Consider the following 22,160-nt stretch of genomic DNA (forward strand, 5'->3'; position numbering starts at 1 on the left):
GTCCGGTGCTCGGAATCCTCACGTACATTGAGTACGCTCCGGTTCCTGCGCTCCGTCCGCCTAGCCTGACAAACGCTCGCTACGAAAAACTCTCACCCCTCTGTGTGCGAGCGAGCAAACCAGCACGCCGGCACCAACTCCGCGCGCTTGAGACAGATCAAGGCGGCGCGCCGCAGCGCTCTCGACAATGGCGGCATCTCAAGCCCCCCAGACCGGAGCCCCGTCATGGACATGCGCGCCTTTGACCTTCCTCGTTACCTCTCCGTGCTGCCTTTGTTCACCGATCTCAGTGCTCCGGAGCTGGCCCGCCTGGCGCAAGGCTGCAGCCTGCGTCGTCTGACCCGCGGCGACCCGGTGTTCCGCGTTGGCCAGCCTTGCGAGGAGTTCCATGTCACCGTCACCGGGCAGGTCAAGCTCTTTGCCATCTCGCCGGCGGGCCAGGAGAAGGTGATCGAGCTGGTGGGGCCGGGAAACAGCTTCGCCGAAGCCCTCATGTTCACCGGCAGGCCCTACATCATCAATGCCCAGGCCCTGACCGACACCTTGCTGCTCTCGGTGTCCAAGCAGGCGGTGCTGACCGAGATCGAGCATGACAGCCGCTTCGCCTTGCGCATGCTGGCGGGCATCTCACGCCGCCTGCACGGTCTGGTCCATGATGTCCAGGCCTATGCCCTGCACAGTGGCGTGCAGCGCGTGATCGGCTACCTGCTGCGCGACCAGCTGGCCGAGGACCGCGTCAGCGGCGAGATGGTCACGGTGTCCCTGCCCGTGAGCAAAGCCACCATCGCCTCGCGCCTGAGCCTGACGCCCGAATACTTCTCGCGCGTGCTGCATGAACTCGAAGCCGCGGGCTTGATCGAAGTGGACAAGCGCGACATCCGCATTCGAGATGTCGCCAGCCTGGCGGCCTATACCGGCGGCCAGCAAGCGGGCTGATGCAAGCACCCATCGTTCGAAAGGAGTATTGACCATCGTTCCGTAGAACTACTGGATCAGGCCGCTTGATACAGGTCAAACGAGCACGGTCAGCGCTGAACAGAATGGCCCCCGCAAGCCCTTCTTTCCCAGCTCGACAAGGCTCAAACCATGCCCACTGCCCATCGTTCTACTGCCTCTGAGTTGCCACGATACATGGCGGTTCATCCCATGTTCCAGGGCCTGAGTGAAGCGGATCTCGGCCTGATCGTGGACCAAGGCAGCAGCTTGATGCGCCTGCCTCGCGGCCAGGCCCTGTTCAGCAGCGGCGAGACCTGCGAGCACTTGATGATCATCATCACGGGGCAGGTCAAGGTGTTCGCCTTGGCCACCCATGGCGGGGAAAAGGTGCTGGAGCTGATCGGGCCCGGACAAACCATCGGTGAGTCGTCGATCTTCAACGACCAGCCCCAGGCATTCAATGCGCAGACCCTGACGGAAGCGCTGCTGCTGCGCATCCCCAAGCGCGCCATCACGGCCCAGATCAAGCGCGACCCCGGTTTTGCCTTGCGTCTGCTGGCCGACGCATCGCAACGCATCCGCGGCCTGCAGCACGATGTGGAGAGCTATTGCCTGCGCAGCGGCCTGCAGCGTGTCGTCGGTTTCCTGCTGGAAGACCAGCGGCACAGCCCCGAACGGCGCGCGCCCCACACGGTGTCGCTGCCCGTCAGCAAGGCCACGATCGCCTCGCGCCTGAGCTTGACCCCCGAGTATTTCTCACGGGTGCTGCGCGAGCTGGAGGACGAAGGCCTGATTCAAATCTCGCGGCGCGACATCCACATCCTGCAGCCCGAGGAATTGGCGAGTTACACCCTGCAATGAGCAGCTGCTGTTTCAGCACCGGTGCCGGTTCGCGGCTGGGCCGTGGCCTGGCCGCTTGCCTGGGTGTCCTCGCCTTGCTGCCCGGTGCATCTGCGGGCGGCGAGGCCAGCACGCTCGCCGCAGTCGAATCCAAGGCTGAGGTTCTGAACTGTGCCGACCTGCCGCCCCTGCTCGCCTCCAAGAACCGCCAGCTGGTGCTGGCATCGCGAGACGGATGGGTGGCCGTGTTTGACATGAACCCAAGCAGCCTGCGGCAGGAGCGACGGGTCGCCTCCTCACTCGAAGCCTTGGCCCTGAGCAGCGATGGCCGCTGGCTGCTGGCCAGCACCGAGCAGGCCAGCGCCTTGCAGCTCTTCGATGGACGGCTGCAGCCGGTCAAGACGATTGCCTTGCAAAGCCTGGACGGCCGGCAGCGCACGCGCGTCGCGGCCATTCGCGACCTTCCGGAACGCCGCAGCTTTCTGGTCGCGCTGCAGGACCTGGCTGAGGTCTGGGAGATTTCATACGACCCGCTGGCAGAAGAAGTCCATGACGGTCTGGTCCATGACTACCGCATGGGCGAAGCCCTGGGCAAGCCGGGATTTCTGCATCCGCGACGCACACCGCTGGAAGCGCCCGTGATGGACTGGCTGAAGGGCACAGCCGCCCCTCACATCTGGCTCACCTTGCAGCCCAGGGCGGGCGGCGGGCTGCGGCTGCAGCTGCTCCACCTCGATGTTCGCCGCGCCATCGCCAGCATGCCGCTCAGCCGCGCCGTGAAGCTGAGCGCGGGCCTGCTCTTTGAGCGACAAGGCCATCCCGTCCTGGCCGTTCCGGCGCAGGATCAGGGTCAGGACCCGTTGGAGTTCATCGAGCTCCAGCGCCTTCACCCACCGCTTGGCCTGGACCTGCCCAGGATCGCAAACGCTGTGGGCCAGGCCCAGAGCGCGTCGCTGACTGACGCTCTGCGAAAGTTACCGTGGAGCCAGCTGAAAGGGCACTACCCCAGGCCGACCGCTGCTGCTGATGCGGCGGAACCGGCAGACCCCTGCGTAGGCGTCAATGGAGCAGAGTCATGAGCAAGGCCTCGCCCTGCTTGCTGAGCGCCGAGCTACTGAGCTGCGAGCGCGGAGGCCGCACCCTGTTCCAAGAGCTCAGCGTGCGGCTGAACGCGGGCGACATCGTCTGGCTCCAGGGCAGCAATGGCAGCGGCAAGAGCACCTTGCTGCGCACGCTTGCGGGCCTGCGGCCGGCTGAGCGGGGCAGCATCCAGCATTCGGCGGCCTTGCGCTTTCTCGGCCACAGCAATGGCTTGAAGCCGGACCTGACCGTGCTGGAGGGCTTGCGCTTTCAGGCCCGCTGGCAAGGCCTGGCCGACGATGAGGCCAGCCTGCTGAAGGCGCTGAAGCATTTCGGGCTGGCGGCCCTGCGCAGCCGCCGCAGCGCTCAGCTCAGCCAAGGCCAGCAACGCCGCGCTGCATTGGCATCGCTGGCCCTGCCGCAGGCGGGTGCTTGCTGGCTGCTGGACGAACCCTTCGATGCGCTGGACGACGACAGCGTGCAGCAGTTGTGCGCTCTGTTGAGCAGCCATGCGGCCGCAGGCGGCGCGGTGCTGTTCACCAGCCACCAGCATTTGCCTGGGCTGGCCAGCCGCCAGCTGCCACTGAGCGGAGGCCGCCCATGACGCCCACGAGCTGGCTGCTGCTGCAGCGCGAGCTGCGCCTGGCGATGCGCCGGCCCGTCGACGCTGGCCTGCCGGTGGCCTTTTTGCTGATGGCGGCCTGCCTGTTTCCCCTCGGCCTGGGGCCCGAACCCGAGCAGCTGCGTCGCATGGCGCCGGGCGTGCTGTGGGTGCTGGCCTTGCTGGCCAGTCTCTTGTCCCTGCACAGCCTGTATGCCGCCGATGCCCAGGACGGCAGCCTGGACCAGTTGCTGCTGCCGCCGCACTCGGCCTGGCGCCTGGCCGCCGTCAAGGCCCTGGCGCACTGGCTGAGCCATGGCCTGCCCCTGCTGCTGGCCACGCCGCTGCTGGGCCTGATGTACGGCATGCACAGCGACAGCCTCGGTCTCTTGATGCTGAGCCTGCTGCTGGGCACGCCGAGCTTGAGCTTGCTGGGCAATCTGGCCGCCGCCCTGACCCTGGGCCTGCGCAATGGCGCCTTGCTCAATCTGCTGATCGTGCTACCGCTGGCTGTGCCGGTTCTGATCTTCGGCAGCGGAGCGGTCGGCGCGCTGGAGGCCGGCCTGCCTGTTGACGGCCATCTGTCCCTGCTGGCCGCCCTGCTGATCGGCGCCCTGCTGGCCCTGCCGGCGGCCACCGCCGCGGCCCTGCGCATTGCCCTGATCTGATGGACATGCTGAGCTCGCCCCCACATCCCATGACACGCACGCACCGCTTCTACACCTATGCCGCGCCCTCGCGTTTCTACGCGCTGGCCGGCCGCCTGTTGCCGGGCCTGTGGCTGCTGGCCGCGGGGCTGGCGGCCCTGGGCCTGTACCTGGCCTTCTTCAAAGCGCCGACCGACGCCACCCAGGGCCAGGCCTATCGCATCCTCTTCATCCACGTGCCGGCGGCCTGGCTGTCCATGCTGCTCTATCTGGCCCTGGCTTTCTGGGCCGCCATCGGCTGGGCCTTCAAGGCCCGCATGGCCTCGCTGCTGGCGCGAGCGATCGCGCCGACCGGCGCCGGCTTCACCGTGATCGCCCTGCTCAGCGGTGCGCTGTGGGGCCAGCCGAGCTGGGGCAGCTGGTGGGTCTGGGACGCGCGCCTGACCTCGGAGCTGATCCTGCTGTTTCTCTATCTCGGCTATCTGGCCTTGTTGCACGCCATCGAGGACCCGCAGCGGGCCGACCCGGCCGGCGCCCTGCTGGCCCTGGTCGGCGTGGTCAATGTGCCCATCATCTATTTCAGCGTGCGCTGGTGGAACACCTTGCACCAGGGCGCCAGCATCAGCCTGACGGCCGCACCGCGCATGGCCGAGACCATGTTGCAGGCCCTGGCCGTGATGAGCCTGGCCTGCTGGGCCTATGCCTTCGCTGTCATCTTCACCCGCGCCCGCGGCCTGATCCTGGAGCGCGAACGCGACAAGGCCTGGGTGCAGGCCCTGAGCAAGAAAGGACAAGCCACATGAACTGGCACAGCGCCGCCGATTTCTTCCATATGGACGGCTACGGCTTTTTTGTCTGGGGCAGCTACGGCTCGGCCCTGCTCTGGATGCTGGTCGAGGTGGGCCTGGCCCGGCGCCGCCACAGCCAAGCCTTGCTGCAGCTGTCCGAGGAGGACGTCGCATGATGATGAAAAAAACCCGCCACCGCCGCCTGCTGCTGATCGCCGCCGGCCTGCTGGCCCTGGGCGCCATCGCGGCCCTGGTCATGAATGCCTTCCGCAGCAATCTGGTCTTCTTCTACACGCCCAGCCAGGTGGCCGCGCAAGAGGCGCCGCAAGGCCGCAGCTTCCGCATCGGCGGCCTGGTGCAGCCGGGCAGCGTCCGGCGCGAAGGCGTGCAGGTGCAGTTCGTGATCAGCGACGGCAGCGAGCACGTACCCGTCAGCTTCAGCGGTGCCCTGCCCGACTTGTTCAAAGAGGGCAAGGGCGTGGTCGCACAAGGCCAGTTGCAGGGCCGGCAGTTCCTGGCCCGCGAGGTGCTGGCCAAGCATGACGAGAACTACATGCCGCCCGAGGCCGCCGACGCGCTGCAGCGCAGCCAGCAGGCCCGCGAGCGCGCCGCCCGGACCCTGAAAGGCAGCACGCCGTGATCCCCGAACTCGGACATCTCGCCCTCTGGCTGGCCCTGGGCGTGGCCCTGCTGCTGGCCGGCCTGCCGGTGCTGGGCGCACAGCGCCAACGCGCCGACTGGATGGCGCTGGACCGGCCCTTGACCCTGGCCTTGGCCGCCCTGGTGGGCCTGGGCTATCTGGCCTTGACCCAGGCTTTTGTGGCCAGCGATTTCTCGGTCGCCTATGTGGCCCAGCACTCCAACCGCGAGCTGCCCCTGGCCTACCGCATCGCCGCGGTCTGGGGCGGGCATGAGGGCTCGATGTTGCTGTGGGTGGCGCTGCTGGTGGCCTGGGCCCTGGCCGTCGCGGCCGCCGGCCGGCGGCTGCCGGCGCCGCTGCGCGCACGGGTGCTGGGCGTGCTGGGCGCGCTGGCGGCCGGCTTCCTGGTCTTTCTGCTCGTCACCTCCAATCCTTTTGCCCGCCTGGTGCCTGGCCTGCCCGAGGGCCGCGACCTGAACCCGCTGCTGCAGGACCCCGGCATGGTGCTGCACCCACCCATGCTGTATATGGGTTATGTCGGCTTCGCCGTGGCCTTCGCCTTCGCCATCGCGGCCTTGGCCGGCGGTGAACTCAACGCCGCCTGGGCGCGCTTCGCCCGGCCCTGGACCAGCGCCGCCTGGGCCTTTCTGACCCTGGGCATTGCCCTGGGCAGCTGGTGGGCTTACTACGAGCTCGGTTGGGGCGGCTGGTGGTTCTGGGACCCGGTCGAGAACGCCAGCTTCATGCCCTGGCTGGCCGGCACCGCCTTGCTGCACTCGCTGACAGTCAGCGAAAAGCGCGGCGTCTTCAAGGCCTGGACGGTGCTGCTGGCCATCGTCACCTTCTCGCTGTCCCTGCTGGGCACCTTTCTGGTCCGCTCGGGCGTGCTCAGCTCGGTCCATGCATTCGCCACCGACCCGCAGCGCGGCCTGGCCATCCTGGTCTTTCTGGTGCTGGTGGTGGGCGGCTCGCTGAGCTTGTATGCGGCACGCGCCGGCGCGGTCGGCCTGGGGGCGCGCTTCCACTGGCGCAGCCGCGAAACCACGCTGCTGGCCAACAATGTGATGCTTCTGGCCGCCTGCGGCGCGGTGCTGCTGGGCACGCTCTATCCGATGGCGCTGGATGCTGTGAGCGGGCAGAAGATCTCGGTCGGCCCGCCCTATTTCGAGGCGGTGTTCGTGCCGCTGATGGCGCCGGTGATCCTGTTGATGGGCCTGGGCCCGCTGCTGCGCTGGAAGGGCATGGACAGCGCCGAGCTGCTGCGCCGCCTGCGTTGGCCGCTGCTGCTGAGCCCGCTGGCCGCCGGCGCCCATGGCTGGGCCACGGCGCAGCTGAGCCTGGCCGCCTGGGGCGGCCTCTTGCTGGCCTGGTGGGTGCTGGTGTCGGTGGCGCTGGAACTGGGCGAACGCCTGTGGCCGAGGACAGGCCAGGGCTGGTGGGCGCGCGCGCGCGCCTTGCCGCGCTCGGCGGCCGCCATGCTGCTGGCTCATGCCGGCGTCGGCGTCTTCATCATCGGCGTCACCCTGGTCGGCAGCCTGGCCCTGAGCCAGGACCTGCCGCTGCAGCGCGGCGAGAGCGCCCGCCTGGGCGAGCACAGCTTCCGCCTGAGTGAGCTGCGGGCCGTGGACGGCCCCAACTACCGCGCCATGCGCGGCACGGTGGAGGTGACACGCGAAGGCCGGCCTGTGGCCACCCTGTACCCCGAGAAGCGGCTCTACCGCAGCCAGGAGATGCCCATGACCGAAGCCGGCATCGCCAGCGGCCTGCTGCGCGACCTTTACGTCTCGCTGAGCGAGCCGATCAATGAGCAGGCCGATGCCTGGATCGTCCACATCACCATCAAGCCCTACGTCAACTGGATCTGGGGCGGCTGCCTGCTGATGGGCCTGGGCGGCCTGCTGGCCGCCAGCGACCGGCGCTACCGCAGCAACAGCCAACGAGCGAGCGCACGCCCATGAAGCTCAAAGCGCTGATCCCCTTGCTGGGCTTTGCCGTGCTGGCCCTGTTCCTGGCGCGCGGCCTGCAGCTGAAGCCGCGCGAGATCCCCTCGCCGCTGATCGGCAAGCCGGTGCCGGCCTTTGTGCTGCCACCCTTGCTGGACGGCGACGCGCCGCTGCGCCAGGCCGACATGACGGGCAAAATCAGCGTGCTCAATGTCTGGGCCTCCTGGTGCGGCCCCTGCCGCGAGGAACACCCGCTGCTGCTGGACCTGGCGCGGCGTCGGCCGGAGTTGCAGCTGCTGGGCCTGAACTACAAGGACGAGCCCGCCCAGGCCACGCGCTGGCTGAAAGAGCTGGGCAACCCCTACCGCGCCATCGGCTCGGACACGCGCGGCCAGGTCGGCATCGACCTGGGCGTCTACGGCGTGCCTGAGACCTTTGTGATCGACCGCCAGGGCCTGATTCGCTACAAGCATGTCGGCCCGCTGACGGCCGAGCTGCTGCGCGACACCCTGGAACCCTTGCTGGACCGACTATGAGACGCCTGCCTGCGTGTCTGCTTGCTTGCCTCATGCTGCTGAGCCTCGGCGCCATGTCCTGCGCCCAGGCCGAGACCAGCGCCGCCGAGCTGGACCGCCGCGCCCAGGCCCTGGCCCAGCAGCTGCGCTGCCTGGTCTGCCAGAACCAGACCATCGCCGACTCCCATGCGCCGCTGGCCATGGACTTGAAGGCCCAGCTGCGCGAGCAGCTGCAGGCCGGCCGCCGGGACGAAGAAATCATCCACTACATGACCGAGCGCTACGGCGACTTTGTGCTTTACAAACCGCCGCTGCAAGCCAACACCTGGCTGCTCTGGGCCGGCCCGGCCCTGCTGATGGCCGCCGCCCTGGCCGGCCTGGTGCTGAACCTGCGCCGCCGGGCACGCGAGCCCGATGAGGCCTTTGAGGCGGCGCCCGAAGAGGAGGGAGACATCCGATGAACTGGCCCACGCAAGAACAGCAGCAGGATCTGCAAGCGCTGCGCCGCCAAGGCCTGGCTCTGCAAGCCCAGCTGAGCGGCAGCGCCACGGCCGGTGAATCTGCAGGCCAGGCCGCGTTGCAAGCCCGCCTGGACCGCCTGCGCCAGGAGATCGCCGACCAGGTGCTGGCGCCGCCGCCCGCGCCGCTGCCGCGTCCTTCCCATCGCCTGATCGCTGCTTGCATGAGCCTGGTGCTGCTGGTCGGCGCGGGTGGCTATGCCTGGAAGGGTCAGCCCGAGGCCATCTCGCCCGAGGCAGCACCGGACCGCACCGAGGCCATGGTCGCGGGCCTGGCTCGACGGCTGCAGCAGCAGCCCGAGGACGCCGCCGGCTGGGCCATGCTGGGCCGCTCCTACCTGGTGCTGGGCCGCAGCGAACCCTCGATCGCCGCCTACCGCCGCGCCCTGGCCCTGCGGCCCGAGGATGCCGACCTGATGGCCGATCTGGCCGATGTCATGGCCAGCGGCCAGCAGGGCTCGCTGGAAGGCGAACCGGCGGCCCTGCTGCAGCGCGCGCTGCAGATCGCGCCAGATCACTTGAAGGCCCTGGCCCTGTCCGGCACCCGCGCCATGCGCCAGGGTGACGCAGCCGGCGCCATCCGCCATTGGCAGCGCCTGCAAGACCTGGCCCCGGCCGAGCACCCCTTGCGCGAGCTGGCGGTGCAAGGCCTGGTCGCCGCACGCGCGCAGGGGCCTCGCGCCCCGGCTGCGCCCAAATCAACCCCGGCCGGTGCAGCTTCGGCGCGCCAGCCATGAACAGGAGTTCCCCATGAGTGTTCTCGGCGTGGTGCTGCGCATGCGGCCCGAGCATGTATCCGATGTGAGCTCTCGGCTCGCGAGCCTGCCAGGCGTGGAACTGACACAAAACCCCGGTGACGGCCGATTGGTCCTGGTGATGGAGGACTGCGAGCAGATCTCCGCCGCGGCCCAGCTCGGCGCCATCGCGCTCTGGCCCGATGTGCTGGGCACCTCCCTGGTGTTCGAGTACAGCGGCCCGGACGCCCCCGCGCCGGCCGGCCACGAGGAGCCGGCACAGGGCTGGCGGACCCGTCTCAGCGAGCTGGACAGCGCAAAAACTTGAAGCAGTTCAAGGCGTAAACGCGCCAATTCCAGGACCATGCTTTTCATCTACATCTTCATTTCACGGGCGCCAGCCAAGACGGCGGGCGGCCACGGGAGCACCTCATGCAAGTCGATCGTCGCGACATCCTGAAACTGCAGGCCGCTGCTGCCGCCGCTGCCGCCGCCGGCATCCCCATCACCGTCCACGGCGCGGCCGCCAAGGCGCCGACCAGCAACAGCGCCGTACGCTGGGACAAAGCACCCTGCCGCTTCTGCGGCACGGGCTGCTCCGTCGTCGTGGGCGTGCAGGACAACAAGGTGGTGGCCACCCAGGGCGATATCGAAAGCCCGGTGAACCGAGGCCTGAATTGCATCAAGGGCTACTTCCTGTCCAAGATCATGTACGGCAAGGACCGCCTGACCACGCCGCTGCTGCGCAAGAAGAACGGCGTCTACGACAAGGAAGGCGAGTTCACGCCGGTCAGCTGGGACGAAGCCCTGGACCTGATGGCCAGCAAGTGGAAAGAGGCGCTGAAGACCGACGGACCGACCGGCATCGCCATGTTCGGCTCCGGCCAGTGGACGATCTGGGAAGGCTATGCCGCCGCCAAGCTCTGGAAGGCGGGCTTCCGCTCCAACAATCTGGACCCCAATGCTCGCCACTGCATGGCCAGCGCGGTCACCGGCTTCATGCGCACCTTCGGCATCGACGAGCCCATGGGCTGCTACGACGACATCGAGCAGGCCGATGCCTTTGTGCTCTGGGGCAGCAATATGGCGGAGATGCACCCCATCCTGTGGAGCCGCATCACCGACCGACGCCTCAGCCACCCGGACACCAAGGTGGCCGTGCTCTCGACCTATGAGCACCGCAGCTTCGACCTGGCCGACCAGCCCATCATCTTCAAGCCGCAGACCGATCTGGCGATCCTGAACTACATCGCCCACTACCTGATCAAGAACAACAAGGTCAACAAAGAGTTCATCAAGAACCACGTCAACTTCAAGAAGGGCGCCGATGACATCGGCTACGGCCTGCGCCCGGCCCATGCGCTGGAAAAAGACGCCAAGAGCAATGGCTACCCGGACGCCGAGGGCAAGCCCAAGGGCAACCCCAACGACGCCACGCCGATCAGCTTCGAGGAGTTCGGCAAGTTCGTCGCCGACTACACGGCCGAAAAAGTCAGCGCGCTGTCGGGCGTGCCGGTCAAGCAGCTGGAAGACCTGGCCAAGCTCTATGCCGACCCCAAGGTCAAGGTGGTGTCCTTCTGGACCATGGGCTTCAACCAGCACACCCGTGGCACCTGGGCCAACAATATGGTCTACAACATCCACTTGCTGACCGGCAAGATCAGCCAGCCCGGCAACAGCCCCTTCAGCCTGACCGGCCAGCCCAGCGCCTGCGGCACGGCGCGCGAGGTCGGCACCTTTGCCCACCGTCTGCCGGCGGACATGGTGGTCACCAACCCCGAGCACCGCAAGCACACAGAGGAAATCTGGCAGCTGCCCGACGGCACCATCCCTGACAAGGTGGGCCTGCACGCGGTGGCGCAGAGCCGCGCGCTCAAGGACGGCAAGCTCAAGTGCTACTGGGTCACGACCAACAACAATATGCAGGCCGGGCCGAACATCAACGGCGAGATCCTGCCCGGCTGGCGCAACCCCAAGGCTTTCGTGGTGGTCAGCGACCCCTACCCCACCGTCAGCGCCATGGCGGCCGACCTGATCCTGCCCGCCGCCATGTGGGTCGAGAAGGAAGGCGCTTTCGGCAACGCCGAGCGACGCACCCAGGTCTGGCGCCAGCAGGTCAGCGCACCGGGCGAGGCCAAGAGCGACCTCTGGCAGTTCATCGAGTTCAGCAAGCGCTTCAAGATGGAAGAGGTCTGGCCGGCCGAGCTGCTGGCCAAGAAGCCCGAGTACAAGGGCAAGACGATGTTCGACGTGCTCTACAAGAACGGCAAGGTCAACAAGTTCCCGCTCGCGGATGTCGGCCGCATCAACGGCAAGTACATCCCCGACTACATGAACAGCGAGTCCAAGGAGCTGGGCTTCTACCTGCAGAAGGGCCTGTTCGAGGAGTACGCCGAATTCGGCCGCGGCCACGGTCATGACCTGGCCCCCTTCGACACCTATCACGAGGTCCGCGGCCTGCGCTGGCCCGTGGTCGACGGCAAGGAAACGCTGTGGCGCTTCCGCGAGGGCTACGACCCCTATGTCAAGAAGGGCGAGGGCGTGAAGTTCTACGGCCACAAGGATGGCAAGGCGGTGATCTTCGCCTTGCCTTACCAGCCGCCGGCCGAGAGCCCGGACAAGGAGTTCGACCTCTGGCTGTGCACCGGCCGGGTGCTCGAGCACTGGCACACCGGCAGCATGACGCGGCGCGTGCCCGAGCTGCACCGTGCCGTGCCCGAGGCCCTGCTCTACATCCACCCCGACGATGCCAAGGACCGCGGCCTGCAGCGCGGCATGAAGGTCAAGGTGGCCTCGCGCCGCGGCGAGATCACTTGCGCCGTCGAGACCAAGGGCCGCAACAAGGTGCCGCGCGGCTTGGTCTTTGTGCCCTTCTTCGACGAGGGCCGCTTGGTCAACAAGCTGACCCTGGACGCCACCTGCCCGATCTCCAAGGAAACCGACTTCAAGAAGTGCGCGGTCAAGGTCGTCAAGGCCTGAACCCGAGCTGAGCCGAGTCGGAGTGGGCACATGAACCTGAGCCGCCGTGCGCTGCTGCAAGGCGCCAGCACCACCGCCAGCGCCGGCCTTCTGGCCGGGGCGGCGGCCGTGCTCTCGCGCCCGACGCAAGCGCACCCGGCCCAGGCCCTGCGGCCGCCGGGCGCGCTGGCTGAGCCCGACTTCCTGGCCGCCTGCGTGCGCTGCGGCCTGTGCGTGCGCGCCTGCCCGCCGCACAACCTCAAGCTCAGCGAATGGGGCGCCGGCCTGGCCGCCGAGGTGGCGATCGGCACGCCTTTCTTCGAAGCGCGCGAGATCCCCTGCGAGATGTGCGAGGACATCCCCTGCGTCAAGGCCTGCCCGACCGGCGCGCTCGACCCCGGCCTGCAGGACATCGCCGAAGCCCGCATGGGCCTGGCCGTGCTGATCGACCATGAGAGCTGCCTGAACTTCCTCGGCCTGCGCTGCGATGTCTGCTACCGCGTCTGCCCGCTGATCGACAGCGCCATTTCGCTGGAGAAACAAAGCAACCCACGCAGCGACCGCCACGCCATGCTGCTGCCCACGGTGCACGCCGATGCTTGCACCGGCTGCGGCAAGTGCGAACGCGCCTGCGTGCTGGAGCAGCCGGCCATCAAGGTGCTGCCGCGCGACTTAGCCCAGGGCGAGCTGGGCCCGCATTACCGCAAGGGCTGGGAAGACCAGAACCGCCAGGGCAAGCCCCGCTTCGCCCAGCCCGAGCAGCGACTGCCCGAAGGCGGCAGCGACATCGGCCCGCTGCGCAGCGGCGTCCAGCCCTATGCCCCAGCCTCATCGGAGCCGCAGCGATGAGCGCGCCGAAGCACGCCACTGGACCGAGCGCTCGCAGCCCCTGGGCCGCCCAGCGCTGGCTGATCCTGCGCCGCAGCAGCCAGCTGGGCGTGATCGGCCTCTTCCTGCTCGGCCCGCTGTTCGGCCTGTGGTGGGTCAAGGGCAATCTGGCCTCCAGCCTGACCCTCGATGTGCTGCCGCTGAGCGACCCCTTTGTGCTGGCCCAGAGCCTGCTTGCGGGCCTGCGGCACGGGCTCTGGCCCGCCGCCAGCGCCCTGATCGGCGCGGCCATCGTCCTGGCTTTCTACGGCTTGTTGGCGGGACGGGCCTACTGCGCTTGGGTTTGCCCGGTCAACGCGGTGACCGATGCCGCCGCCTGGCTGCGCCGGCGCCTGAAGATCAGCAGCGGCCGTGCGCCGAGCCGCCAGCTGCGCCACGCCTTGCTGGCCTGCGTGCTGCTGGCCGCCGCAGTCTTGGGCAGCCCGGTTTGGGAGCAAGTCAACCCGGTCACGCTGACCCAGCGTGCCCTGATCTTCGGCGGCAGCCTGGCCTGGGGCGCGCTGGCCGCCGTCTTCCTGTTCGACCTGCTGGTGGCGCCGCGCGGCTGGTGTGGCCATGTCTGCCCCATGGGCGCGGCCTACGCGCTGATCGGCGCCAAACCGCTGCTGCGCGTCTCGGCCGCCCACAGCAGCCGCTGCAATGACTGCGGCGATTGCTTCGCCGTCTGCCCCGAGCCGCAGATCATCGTCGGCCCACTGAAGGCCAAGCAGGACGCCGGCCCCTTGATCCTGGCGCCCGACTGCACGGCCTGCGGCCGCTGCATCGATGTGTGCGACAGCTCCGTTTTCCGATTCACCCACCGCTTTGACACCCGAAGGGACTGACCATGAAGATCCCCCCCCTGCTTCGCCCCGCCCTGAGCCTGCTGCTGGCGTTTTCCGTGTTTGCCGCCGGGCCGGCGGGAGCTGCCGACAAGGCCGCGCCCGTGAAACTGGAAGGGCTGCGCCAAGGCACACCCCTGAACCAGGACAACCCGCCCGCCAACAACCGCCAGGAGCGCGACCACCCTGTCGGTGAGCGTGACTTCGTGCAGATGCCACCGCTGATTCCACACACCATCAGCGGCTATCAGATCACCAAGAACTTCAACAAATGCATGGACTGCCACGCCTGGCAGAAGACCAAGGAGAGTGGTGCCACCAAGATCAGCGTCACCCACTTCAAGACCCGTGACGGCATTGAGCTCGACTCCGTCAGCCCACGCCGTTACTTCTGCACCCAATGCCATGTGCCGCAGAGTGATGCCAAGCCTTTGGTGGCCAACACCTATGAGCGTGCCAAGGGCATGAAGTGAGGAGCCCGCTGTGAAGAACCTGATCCGACGTGCCTGGGCTTTTGCCCACACCAAGCTGTTCTGGCTGTTGGCGCTCGCCTTCGCCGGCGGCATCATCTTCTGGGGTGGCTTCAACACCGCCATGGAGTGGACCAACCGCGAGGCCTTCTGCATCTCCTGCCATGAGATGGAGAAGAACGTCTACGTGGAGTACCGCAACACCATCCATTACCAGAACCGCACCGGCGTGCGCGCCACCTGCCCGGACTGCCATGTGCCCAAGGAATGGGGGCCCAAGATGATCCGCAAGATCCAGGCCTCCAACGAAGTGCTGCACAAGATCCTGGGTTCCATCGACACACCGGAAAAGTTCAATGCCAAGCGCCCCATCCTGGCCCAGCATGAATGGGACCGCATGAAGGCCAATGACTCGCAGGAGTGCCGCAACTGCCACAACTTCAGCTATATGGACTATGCGGAGCAGAACAGCCGCGCCGCGACCCGGCACCAAGTGGCCTTCTCGGCGGGTCAGACCTGCATCGACTGCCACAAGGGCATCGCGCACACCTTGCCGCCGATTGCCCAGCCGATTGGCGCTCACAAGACCGGTGAAATCACCCTGCCGCCGGCCAGCGCTGCGTCAGGCTCGGCGCATTGAAACCGCGCCCGAGGGGCAGACCCCGACGCAGGCGCCGCAAGCGGTGCAGGCGCTCGGGCTGATCTCGGGCTGGGCCACGCCACCCAGGCGTGGCCTGAAGCGAATCGCAGCGGCGTCACAGGCCTCACCGCAGACCCGGCACTCCACCCCTTGTTGGGCCAGGCATTGCGCGCCGATCTGGGCCTGCCAGTCGCGAAACAGCAGCGGCAGGCGCAGTACTGACGCGGTGCAGGCCGGTATGCAGGCCCCGCAGGCATCGCAGCCGGCGCTCCTGAAGTCCATTTCAGGAAAACCTCCATCGCCGCGCCGGATGACGCCGGCCGGGCAGGCCTTGATGCAGGCGTCGCAGCGTGTACAGCTGGCAAGAAAAGCCGGCTCGGCGACGGCGCCGGGCGGCCTTTGCACGGCGGCGCGTGCCATGGAGGGACGGAACAAAAAACGGCGACCAGGATCCATGCGCGCATTGTGCTGCGCACGCGCTCCCGCCGCCTTATTTGAGATCAAGGCGAGCACATTCCCATGACTCTTTGCAGCGAGCATCTCCCATGAAAGTTTTCGGCATCGCCGGCCGCTCCGGCATGGGCAAGACCACCTTGCTGGAACGCCTGATTCCAGCGCTGCGCGACCGCGGCCTGCGTATTTCGCTGATCAAACACAGCCACAAGGACATCGAAGTCGACCGCCCGGGCAAGGACAGCTATCGCCTGCGCGAGGCCGGCTGCCAAGAGGTGCTGCTGCTCGGCCGCACGCGCTGGGCGCTGATGCATGAGCTGCGAGGCGATGCCGAGCCGGATCTGGACTACCTCCTCAGCCGCATTCAGGACTGCGACCTGGTTCTGGTCGAGGGCTTCAAGGGCGGCGACTTCCCCAAGCTGGAGGTCTGGCGGGCGGCCGTGGGCAAGCCCATGCTCTGGCCCGAGTGGCCGGGCATCGTGGCGATGGTGGGCGATGCGCCAGACCTCGCCGACGCGCCGCCCCACTTCAGCGCGGCTGAGCTGGCGCCTCTGGTGGAGCTGGTCTTGCAAGAGGCGCGGGAGGTCGGCGCCTGAGCCGGCTGGAACCACGAAGAAAAAGGGCGCCCATAGCTGACCATGGGCGCCCATCTGGCTGGCTGAGGTCTTGGTCAGCTCATTGCTTGAGGATCCATCCCACCCCCTCCTTGAGATCAGCATCGCTGATTTTCTCGGGCGGATTGGGCGGCATGGGGATGGGGCCGAAAACGCCCTTGCCGCCGCTGCGCACCTTCTGCGCCAGCGCGGCTGCGGCGTCCTGACCCTTGTACTTGGCGGCAATGTCCTTGAAGGACGGGCCGACCAGCTTCTTGTCCTTGGCATGGCAGGCCATGCAGCCGGCCTTGCTGAGCGTGGCTTCGTCGGCCTGCACGGCCGAGGCACTCAAGAGGACGGCACCTGCCATGGCGATGATGGATGCGATTCGCATGATTCATAACTCCTTGCTTCATGGGCCCCAGCGCCATCAGGCAGCGGGGCCACTTGAGATCAATAGACGTCGTGCTGGGTGTTGTAGACGTTGAACTTGCCGGTCGGCGTGATCAGGCGCGGGTCCTTGATCACGGCCTTGAGCTTGAGCGTCTTGTCGTCCACCACAACGATGGCGCTTTGCTTGTCCTTGGCCGACCAGACCGAGAACCAGACCTCATCACCGGCCTTGTTGTACTCAGGCTGGACCACGCGCTTGGCGCCGTCGTCCTTGATACCCGCCCACTCGGCGATCGGCAGCACCTTGAAGCCCTTGTCGAGCGCATTGATGTCGAACACCGCCACCGACTGCGAGATCGCGGCGTCGGGGTTCAGCGGCGTGTCCGAGTACAGATGCTTGGACTTCGGGTGCGTCTTGATGAACAGCGCGCCGCCGCCCTGACCCTTGATCTGCGCCACCTCCTTGAAGGCGTACTGCTTGTGCTTGACCGGATCGGTGGCGACCAGGGAGATGGCCTCGTCACCCAGGTGGCCGGTGCTCCAGACCGGGCCGAACTTGGGGTGAATGAAGTTGGCGCCGCGGCCCGGGTGCGGGATCTTGCTGACCTCAACCAGCTTCACCAGCTTGTCTTCCTTGGCGTCCACCACGGCGATCTTGTTGCTCTGGTTGGCGGCCACCATGAAGTAGCGCTTGGTGCTGTCCCAACCACCGTCATGCAAGAAGCGAGCAGTGCCGACCTCGATGGTCTTGAGTGCATTCAGATCGGTGTAGTCCACCATCAAGGTCTTGCCGGTTTCCTTGACGTTGACGATGAACTCGGGCCGGTAGTGGCTGGCCACGATGGAGGCCACGCGCGGCTCGGGGTGGTACTCCTGCTTGTCCACGGTGTTGCCGCGGGTGGAGACGATCTTCAGCGGCTCCAGGGTGTCGCCCTTCATGATCACGTACTGGGGCGGCCAGTAGGCACCGGCAATCACCAGCTTGTCCTCATAGCCCTTGTACTTGCTGGCCTCCACCGAACGGGCTTCCAGGCCCATGCGGATCTCGGCCACGTTGTCGGGCTTCTCCATCCACAGATCGATCATATTGATCTTGGCGTCACGGCCGATCACGAACAGATAGCGGCCCGAGGCGGAGGTGCGCGAGATGTGGACCGCGTAGCCGGTCTTGACGATGTTGATGATCTGCTTGCTGTCGCCGTCGATCAGGGCCACTTCGCCGGTGTCGCGCAGCGTGGTCGAGAAGATGTTCTCGATGTTGTAGCTGTTCATCTTCTTGGTCGGCCGCTTCTCGGGCGGCACCACCACCTTCCACGTGGCCTTCATATCGGCCATGCCGAACTCGGGCGGCGTCGGCGCGTCGTGCTGGATGTAGCGCGCCATCAGGTCCACCTGCTGCTCGCTCATCTCGCCCGAGGTCTGCCAGTTCGGCATGCCGGCGGGCGAGCCATAGGCGATGAAGACCTTCAGATAGTCCGTGCCCTTGCCCAGGGTGATGTCGGGCGTCAAGGGCTTGCCGGTGGCGCCCTTGCGCAGGACACCGTGGCAGCCGGCGCAGCGCTCGAAATAGATCTTGCGCGCGACATCGAACTCGGCCTGAGTCATGGGCGGCGCCTTGGGGTTGCTGCTCTGCACCATGGGCACATCGCTGAGTGCCGAGGGCGCAGCGTGGTACTTCACATCGCCCGGGCTGATGTCTTTCTTGCCCTCTTGAGCCTGCACGCCCAGGCTCAGCGGCAAGCAGACCAGCAAGGCCAGCTGACCCAATAGGCTCAGGTGGCTCGGATAGCGTACAGGCCGTGGCATATGGGTTCGGTTCAGCTTCATGTCATACCTCTCTTCTTCGGGATGGAACTTCAGCAAGCCCTGCGCCATGCAGGGGTTTGCCGGCATGGTCACGCCGCGCCCGGCCGCCGTCCTTGAACTGGTTCAAGGTCCGGCGATGAAGCCGCGGGCCAGCGTGGCGCCGCCGCCTCAGCCAAGCGCAAACCCGAACTGGGTCAAGGCGCGCCAGCGCCGCTGCACGCAAGCTGAGCTCATCGCACACCGAGTCACCTTGATATGAAGACCCTCCACGCCCACCCTGCCCGCCCCCGCTTCGCCCCTCTTCTGCCTCCAGCTGGCCCACGAGTACACGGCCGCGCCCTCGCGGCCGCAGCCCTGTGCACCCTGGTCAGCGGCCTGGCCTGCGCCGACACCCCTCCAGGCCCGGCTGGCGGTCTGGAACAACTGCCCCTGGTGGTGGTGTCGGCCACCCGCCATGCCATGGCCTTGGTGGACGCACCGGCCGCCATCAGCGTCGTCACGCAGGAGCAGATCGAGCAGCGCGGCGCCGGCAATGTGCTGGAGGCCCTGCGCGGCGAGCCCGGCGTGGCCGTGTTCGGGCGCACCATCAGCGGCCGCAAAACCCTCAGCCTGCGCGGCATGGACGCACGCCACACCCTGTTCCTGGTCGACGGCCGCCGCATCGGCGCCAGCGACGGCGTGATCGGCCATTCGGACTTCCAGATCGACTGGCTGTCGACCGACGACATCGAGCGCATCGAGGTGGTACGCGGCCCGCTCTCGGTCCTCTACGGCGCCGAAGCCCTGGGTGGGGTGGTCAACATCATCACCCGCGCCCCGGGCCTGGCCTGGCAAGGCGCTGTGCGCCTGGAAGGCAGCCAGGCCGAGGGCGGCCGCGGCGGCGACGGCCACCGCGTCTCGGCACGCCTCAGCGGCGCCCTGGCGCCCGAGCTCAGCGCACGGCTCAGCCTGGCCGACAGTCGCCGTGACGATGTGGCCGCCGCCAGCGATGCGCGCATCTCGGACATCGAAGGCCGGCATCGCCGCGATGCCGCCCTCGCCCTGCGCTGGACACCGCTCGCAGGCCATCAATTCGACCTGGACCTGCGCAGCGGCGACGAAGACCGCCACGGCCTTGCCGTCGAGCGCAGCGGCAAGAAACGCGTCTACGCTTCGGACACCGCGCTGCAACGCCGTCACCGCAGCCTGAGCTGGGAGGCCGACTGGGCTGCTGGCTTAGGTGAAGGGGCAGGAGCAAGCGTGGACGCAGGGCTGCACAGCTTGCTGCGCCTCTACGACAGCCGCATCGCCATGGAAAACACGCGCAGCAACGGGGTCGCCAGCCTGCGCCCGAACACCTTGAAGGACCAGGTGCTCGAAGGACAACTGAGCGGCCGTGTCGGGGCTCAACAGCTGAGTGGCGGCTTCGAGGCCCGCCAGGAGCGGCTGGACAACGAGGGCCTGCCCGGGGGTAGGGCTTCAGCCCGCCACCACGCGCTCTACGTGCAGGACGAGCTCGAGTTCGGCCGTCAGTTCAGTCTGACCGCGGGCCTGCGCCAGGACCAGCACCAGCGCTTCGGCACCGCCTGGAGTCCGCGCCTCTACGGCGTCTGGCATCTCGCACCCGAGTGGACGCTCAAGGGCGGGGCCAGCACCGGCTTCAAGCCGCCCACGATCAAGCAGATCAGCCCCGGCTACCAGGAAGACGAGGGCCCTTACACCTACGTCTCTAACATCGCGCTCAAGCCCGAGAAGAACCGCGGCCTGGAGCTGGGCCTGGGCTGGGACCGCCAGGATGCCGGACTGCAAGCCATGCTGTTCGACAACCGCCTGCGCGACCTGATCGTGCCCGTGCTGGTCAGCAGCAGCGGCCCACGCAGCACCTTCCGCTTCCAGAATGTGGACCGTGCCCGCCTGCGCGGCCTGGAACTCAGCGCCCGCGCACGCCTCGGCAGCGGCTTCAGCGCCGGCCTCAACTACCAATACCTCGATGCCCGTGACGGCCAGGATCAGCGGCTTGAAAAACGCCCGCGCCACACCGTGGCAGCCGAACTGGCTTGGGCGCAAGGGCCCTGGCGTGCCCAGATTCGAACGGAGCGCAGCAGCGGTCAGCTGATGGCGTCCGCCGTTGTTGGCCAGCCCTTGCAGGCCGTGCCGACCCTGACCCTGAGCGGCGCCAGCCTGGGCCGCAGCCTGGGCCCCCAGCTCGACCTGGACCTGGGCGTCAGCAATCTGGGCAACAGCGTGCTGTCGCAGCGCTCACCGCTGTTCACCTGGGCCGAAGCGCCGCGCACCTGGCGCCTGAGCCTGCGCGGGCGCTGGTGAACGATGATGGCGGGCCATGAATCTGCTTGAACAACTGCCAGCCCTGCTGCAGCCCCATTACCCGGTCATCAAGTTGGCCCACATCAGCCTGCTCGCCTGCAGCGCCAGCCTGTTCACAGCGCGTGGCTTGGCCGTGTTGGCCGGTGCAGCCTGGCCCATGCAGAGGGTGGCGCGCCGGCTCAGCGTGCTGGTCGATGTGGCCTTGCTGGCCGCCGGCCTCAGCCTCTGGACCCTGCTGGGCCTGAACCCCGGCCGGGATCCCTGGCTCGCCAGCAAGCTGAGTCTGCTGCTGCTCTACATCGTGCTGGGCAGCATCGCCCTCAAGCGCGGCCGCAGCCGCGGCCAGCGCGCGGCGGGCTTGCTGGCCGCACTGCTGGTGCTGGGCTTGATGGTGACCGTGGCGCGTACGCACCACCCGCTGGGCCTGCTCCACTGATGCAGGCGCTGCGGCCGCTCAGGTCGGCGGAGCAGCGCGCAGCAGGCTGCCGGACAGGGCGGCCACCACATCCGACTGGGTGACCATGCCGAGCGGTCGATGCTGCGCATCGATCACGGGCAGGTGATGGTGGCCGCTGCTGGCGAAGACCGGGATCAGCTCGGCCAGATGGCGATCGGCCGAGACCACCCGCACCGAACGCGTCATGATCTGGCCCACCTGCAGGCCTCCGGGCGCCAGAGCCGCCGCGGCGTCGAAGCCCGGGCTGCGCAGAAAATCGGCCGGCGTGACGATGCCCACGAGCTCGCCTTGGGCGTCCACCACGGGCATGGCCTTGATCTTGTGCTGGCGGAACAGGGGCCAGGCCTGAGCCAGCGGCCAGCTGCGCGCCACGGTGATGATGTGCGTGGACATGATGTCGCGGGCGCGCAGATCGGCCAGGCGCCGCTGATAGCCCTGCAGCTGGGTGTCTTCAATCAGCGCCCGCAACTCGTCGCGGCTGATGTCCAGGACCTGGTTGTAGCGCGCCAGCACCTGGTCGAGATCCAGATCGGCCGCCGGCACGGCCGCGGCCGCACGGTGCGGATAAGGCCGCTTTGTGGCCTGGTTGTAGACCATGCCGCAGAGCACCAGCAAGACCGAGTTGAGCAACACCGGCTGCAAGGCAAAAGCGGGGTCGCTGATGCCGTTCAAAACCACCAGCAAAGCGCAAGCCCCGCCCGGCGGATGCAGGCAGCGCAGCGCCATCATGGCCGCGATAGCCGCCCCCAGCGCAAGCGCTGCGGTCCACACCGGCCCGACTTGGAGCTGCATGCAGAGCACGGCCACCAGGGCTGACACCGTGTTGCCGCCGATCACGGCCCAGGGCTGGGCCAACGGACTGCCAGGCACGGCGAACACCAGCACCGCGCTGGCCCCCAGGGGCGCCACCAGCCAAGGGCTGGGCTGAGCGCCGGCCAGCGCGTGGCACAGCCAGGCCGTCAAGCCAATACCCAGACTGGCCCCAGCCACCACGCGCAAGCGCTCGCGGCCGTCGATGGCCAAGGGGGCCGGCAGGAAGGCGCTCAGCCAGGCCAGGCACGCGGTGCGCCAGCCGGCAAGCCCGGCCGACCCAGGGCCTGGGCGCGGTGAATTGGAGCGATGGGGCACAGCGGCT

The 22,160-nt window shown here is 67.6% G+C and carries 25 protein-coding genes; 21 read left to right on the forward strand and 4 right to left on the reverse strand.

Going from position 1 to position 22,160, the window contains the following annotated elements:
* Positions 1–225 precede the first annotated feature (225 nt).
* From LNV28_RS18075 to LNV28_RS18160, 18 genes are all read left to right on the forward strand, one after another.
* Positions 226–936: a Crp/Fnr family transcriptional regulator gene (locus LNV28_RS18075; RefSeq protein ID WP_263519325.1), complete on the forward strand. Its 711-nt coding sequence runs from the start codon at positions 226–228 to the stop codon at positions 934–936.
* Positions 937–1,131: 195 nt separating this feature from the next.
* A complete protein-coding gene (locus LNV28_RS18080) occupies positions 1,132–1,797 on the forward strand; it encodes a Crp/Fnr family transcriptional regulator (RefSeq protein WP_263519324.1) in 666 nt (221 codons plus the stop codon).
* Positions 1,794–2,855, forward strand: a complete 1,062-nt coding sequence (locus LNV28_RS18085; protein ID WP_263519323.1) for a cytochrome D1 domain-containing protein — start codon at positions 1,794–1,796, stop codon at positions 2,853–2,855. The genes LNV28_RS18080 and LNV28_RS18085 overlap by 4 nt, the downstream gene beginning before the upstream one ends.
* Complete coding sequence (gene ccmA, locus LNV28_RS18090; protein WP_263519322.1) at positions 2,852–3,460, forward strand: heme ABC exporter ATP-binding protein CcmA; 609 nt, start codon at positions 2,852–2,854, stop codon at positions 3,458–3,460. Before LNV28_RS18085 ends, ccmA begins: the two co-directional genes overlap by 4 nt.
* The gene (ccmB, locus tag LNV28_RS18095; RefSeq protein WP_263519321.1) at positions 3,457–4,125 is read left to right on the forward strand and encodes a heme exporter protein CcmB; all 669 of its coding nucleotides are present in this window, start codon (positions 3,457–3,459) and stop codon (positions 4,123–4,125) included. Before ccmA ends, ccmB begins: the two co-directional genes overlap by 4 nt.
* Before the next feature lie 29 nt (positions 4,126–4,154).
* The gene (ccmC, locus tag LNV28_RS18100; RefSeq protein WP_263519320.1) at positions 4,155–4,907 is read left to right on the forward strand and encodes a heme ABC transporter permease CcmC; all 753 of its coding nucleotides are present in this window, start codon (positions 4,155–4,157) and stop codon (positions 4,905–4,907) included.
* A complete protein-coding gene (gene ccmD / locus LNV28_RS18105) occupies positions 4,904–5,068 on the forward strand; it encodes a heme exporter protein CcmD (RefSeq protein WP_263519319.1) in 165 nt (54 codons plus the stop codon). The genes ccmC and ccmD overlap by 4 nt, the downstream gene beginning before the upstream one ends.
* Positions 5,069–5,070: 2 nt before the next feature.
* Positions 5,071–5,532: a cytochrome c maturation protein CcmE gene (ccmE, locus tag LNV28_RS18110; protein WP_263519420.1), complete on the forward strand. Its 462-nt coding sequence runs from the start codon at positions 5,071–5,073 to the stop codon at positions 5,530–5,532.
* Positions 5,529–7,490, forward strand: a complete 1,962-nt coding sequence (locus tag LNV28_RS18115; RefSeq protein WP_263519318.1) for a heme lyase CcmF/NrfE family subunit — start codon at positions 5,529–5,531, stop codon at positions 7,488–7,490. The genes ccmE and LNV28_RS18115 overlap by 4 nt, the downstream gene beginning before the upstream one ends.
* The gene (locus tag LNV28_RS18120; RefSeq protein WP_263519317.1) at positions 7,487–8,011 is read left to right on the forward strand and encodes a DsbE family thiol:disulfide interchange protein; all 525 of its coding nucleotides are present in this window, start codon (positions 7,487–7,489) and stop codon (positions 8,009–8,011) included. Before LNV28_RS18115 ends, LNV28_RS18120 begins: the two co-directional genes overlap by 4 nt.
* A gap of 32 nt (positions 8,012–8,043) precedes the next feature.
* On the forward strand, positions 8,044–8,451 hold the full coding sequence (locus LNV28_RS18125) for a cytochrome c-type biogenesis protein (RefSeq protein WP_263519316.1): 408 nt from the start codon (positions 8,044–8,046) through the stop codon (positions 8,449–8,451).
* Positions 8,448–9,245, forward strand: coding sequence for a tetratricopeptide repeat protein (locus LNV28_RS18130; RefSeq protein WP_263519315.1), 798 nt, complete (start codon positions 8,448–8,450; stop codon positions 9,243–9,245). The genes LNV28_RS18125 and LNV28_RS18130 overlap by 4 nt, the downstream gene beginning before the upstream one ends.
* A gap of 13 nt (positions 9,246–9,258) precedes the next feature.
* A complete protein-coding gene (locus LNV28_RS18135) occupies positions 9,259–9,570 on the forward strand; it encodes a chaperone NapD (protein ID WP_263519314.1) in 312 nt (103 codons plus the stop codon).
* A gap of 104 nt (positions 9,571–9,674) precedes the next feature.
* Positions 9,675–12,221 carry a nitrate reductase catalytic subunit NapA gene (napA, locus tag LNV28_RS18140; RefSeq protein WP_263519313.1) on the forward strand — a complete coding sequence of 849 codons (2,547 nt, stop codon included), beginning with the start codon at positions 9,675–9,677 and terminating at the stop codon, positions 12,219–12,221.
* 30 nt (positions 12,222–12,251) lie between these two features.
* On the forward strand, positions 12,252–13,049 hold the full coding sequence (gene napG / locus LNV28_RS18145) for a ferredoxin-type protein NapG (protein ID WP_263519312.1): 798 nt from the start codon (positions 12,252–12,254) through the stop codon (positions 13,047–13,049).
* Positions 13,046–13,912 (forward strand): quinol dehydrogenase ferredoxin subunit NapH, encoded by an 867-nt coding sequence (gene napH / locus LNV28_RS18150; RefSeq protein ID WP_263519311.1) that lies wholly within the window; start codon positions 13,046–13,048, stop codon positions 13,910–13,912. The genes napG and napH overlap by 4 nt, the downstream gene beginning before the upstream one ends.
* Before the next feature lie 2 nt (positions 13,913–13,914).
* The gene (locus LNV28_RS18155) at positions 13,915–14,382 is read left to right on the forward strand and encodes a nitrate reductase cytochrome c-type subunit (protein ID WP_263519310.1); all 468 of its coding nucleotides are present in this window, start codon (positions 13,915–13,917) and stop codon (positions 14,380–14,382) included.
* 10 nt (positions 14,383–14,392) lie between these two features.
* Positions 14,393–15,019: a NapC/NirT family cytochrome c gene (locus tag LNV28_RS18160; RefSeq protein WP_411969991.1), complete on the forward strand. Its 627-nt coding sequence runs from the start codon at positions 14,393–14,395 to the stop codon at positions 15,017–15,019.
* Here LNV28_RS18160 and napF read toward each other — a convergent pair.
* The gene (gene napF, locus LNV28_RS18165) at positions 15,002–15,475 is read right to left on the reverse strand and encodes a ferredoxin-type protein NapF (RefSeq protein WP_263519309.1); all 474 of its coding nucleotides are present in this window, start codon (positions 15,473–15,475) and stop codon (positions 15,002–15,004) included. The genes LNV28_RS18160 and napF overlap by 18 nt on opposite strands.
* An 89-nt stretch (positions 15,476–15,564) precedes the next feature.
* On the opposite strand from napF, the gene mobB reads away from it, so the two are divergent.
* Complete coding sequence (mobB, locus tag LNV28_RS18170; RefSeq protein WP_263519308.1) at positions 15,565–16,068, forward strand: molybdopterin-guanine dinucleotide biosynthesis protein B; 504 nt, start codon at positions 15,565–15,567, stop codon at positions 16,066–16,068.
* A gap of 79 nt (positions 16,069–16,147) precedes the next feature.
* On the opposite strand, the gene LNV28_RS18175 is transcribed toward mobB, so the two are convergent.
* Together LNV28_RS18175 and LNV28_RS18180 are read right to left on the reverse strand one after the other, a co-directional pair.
* The gene (locus LNV28_RS18175; protein WP_263519307.1) at positions 16,148–16,459 is read right to left on the reverse strand and encodes a c-type cytochrome; all 312 of its coding nucleotides are present in this window, start codon (positions 16,457–16,459) and stop codon (positions 16,148–16,150) included.
* Between the two features lie 59 nt (positions 16,460–16,518).
* A complete protein-coding gene (locus tag LNV28_RS18180) occupies positions 16,519–18,264 on the reverse strand; it encodes a cytochrome D1 domain-containing protein (protein WP_505190964.1) in 1,746 nt (581 codons plus the stop codon).
* 255 nt (positions 18,265–18,519) lie between these two features.
* On the opposite strand from LNV28_RS18180, the gene LNV28_RS18185 reads away from it, so the two are divergent.
* Positions 18,520–20,568 carry a TonB-dependent receptor plug domain-containing protein gene (locus LNV28_RS18185; protein WP_263519305.1) on the forward strand — a complete coding sequence of 683 codons (2,049 nt, stop codon included), beginning with the start codon at positions 18,520–18,522 and terminating at the stop codon, positions 20,566–20,568.
* 16 nt (positions 20,569–20,584) lie between these two features.
* Positions 20,585–21,004 carry a SirB2 family protein gene (locus LNV28_RS18190; protein ID WP_263519304.1) on the forward strand — a complete coding sequence of 140 codons (420 nt, stop codon included), beginning with the start codon at positions 20,585–20,587 and terminating at the stop codon, positions 21,002–21,004.
* A gap of 18 nt (positions 21,005–21,022) precedes the next feature.
* On the opposite strand, the gene LNV28_RS18195 is transcribed toward LNV28_RS18190, so the two are convergent.
* Positions 21,023–22,153: an HPP family protein gene (locus LNV28_RS18195; protein WP_263519303.1), complete on the reverse strand. Its 1,131-nt coding sequence runs from the start codon at positions 22,151–22,153 to the stop codon at positions 21,023–21,025.
* Positions 22,154–22,160: the final 7 nt, after the last annotated feature.

The organism is Paucibacter sp. DJ2R-2 (assembly GCF_025717675.1).
Classification (GTDB): domain Bacteria; phylum Pseudomonadota; class Gammaproteobacteria; order Burkholderiales; family Burkholderiaceae_C; genus Paucibacter_A.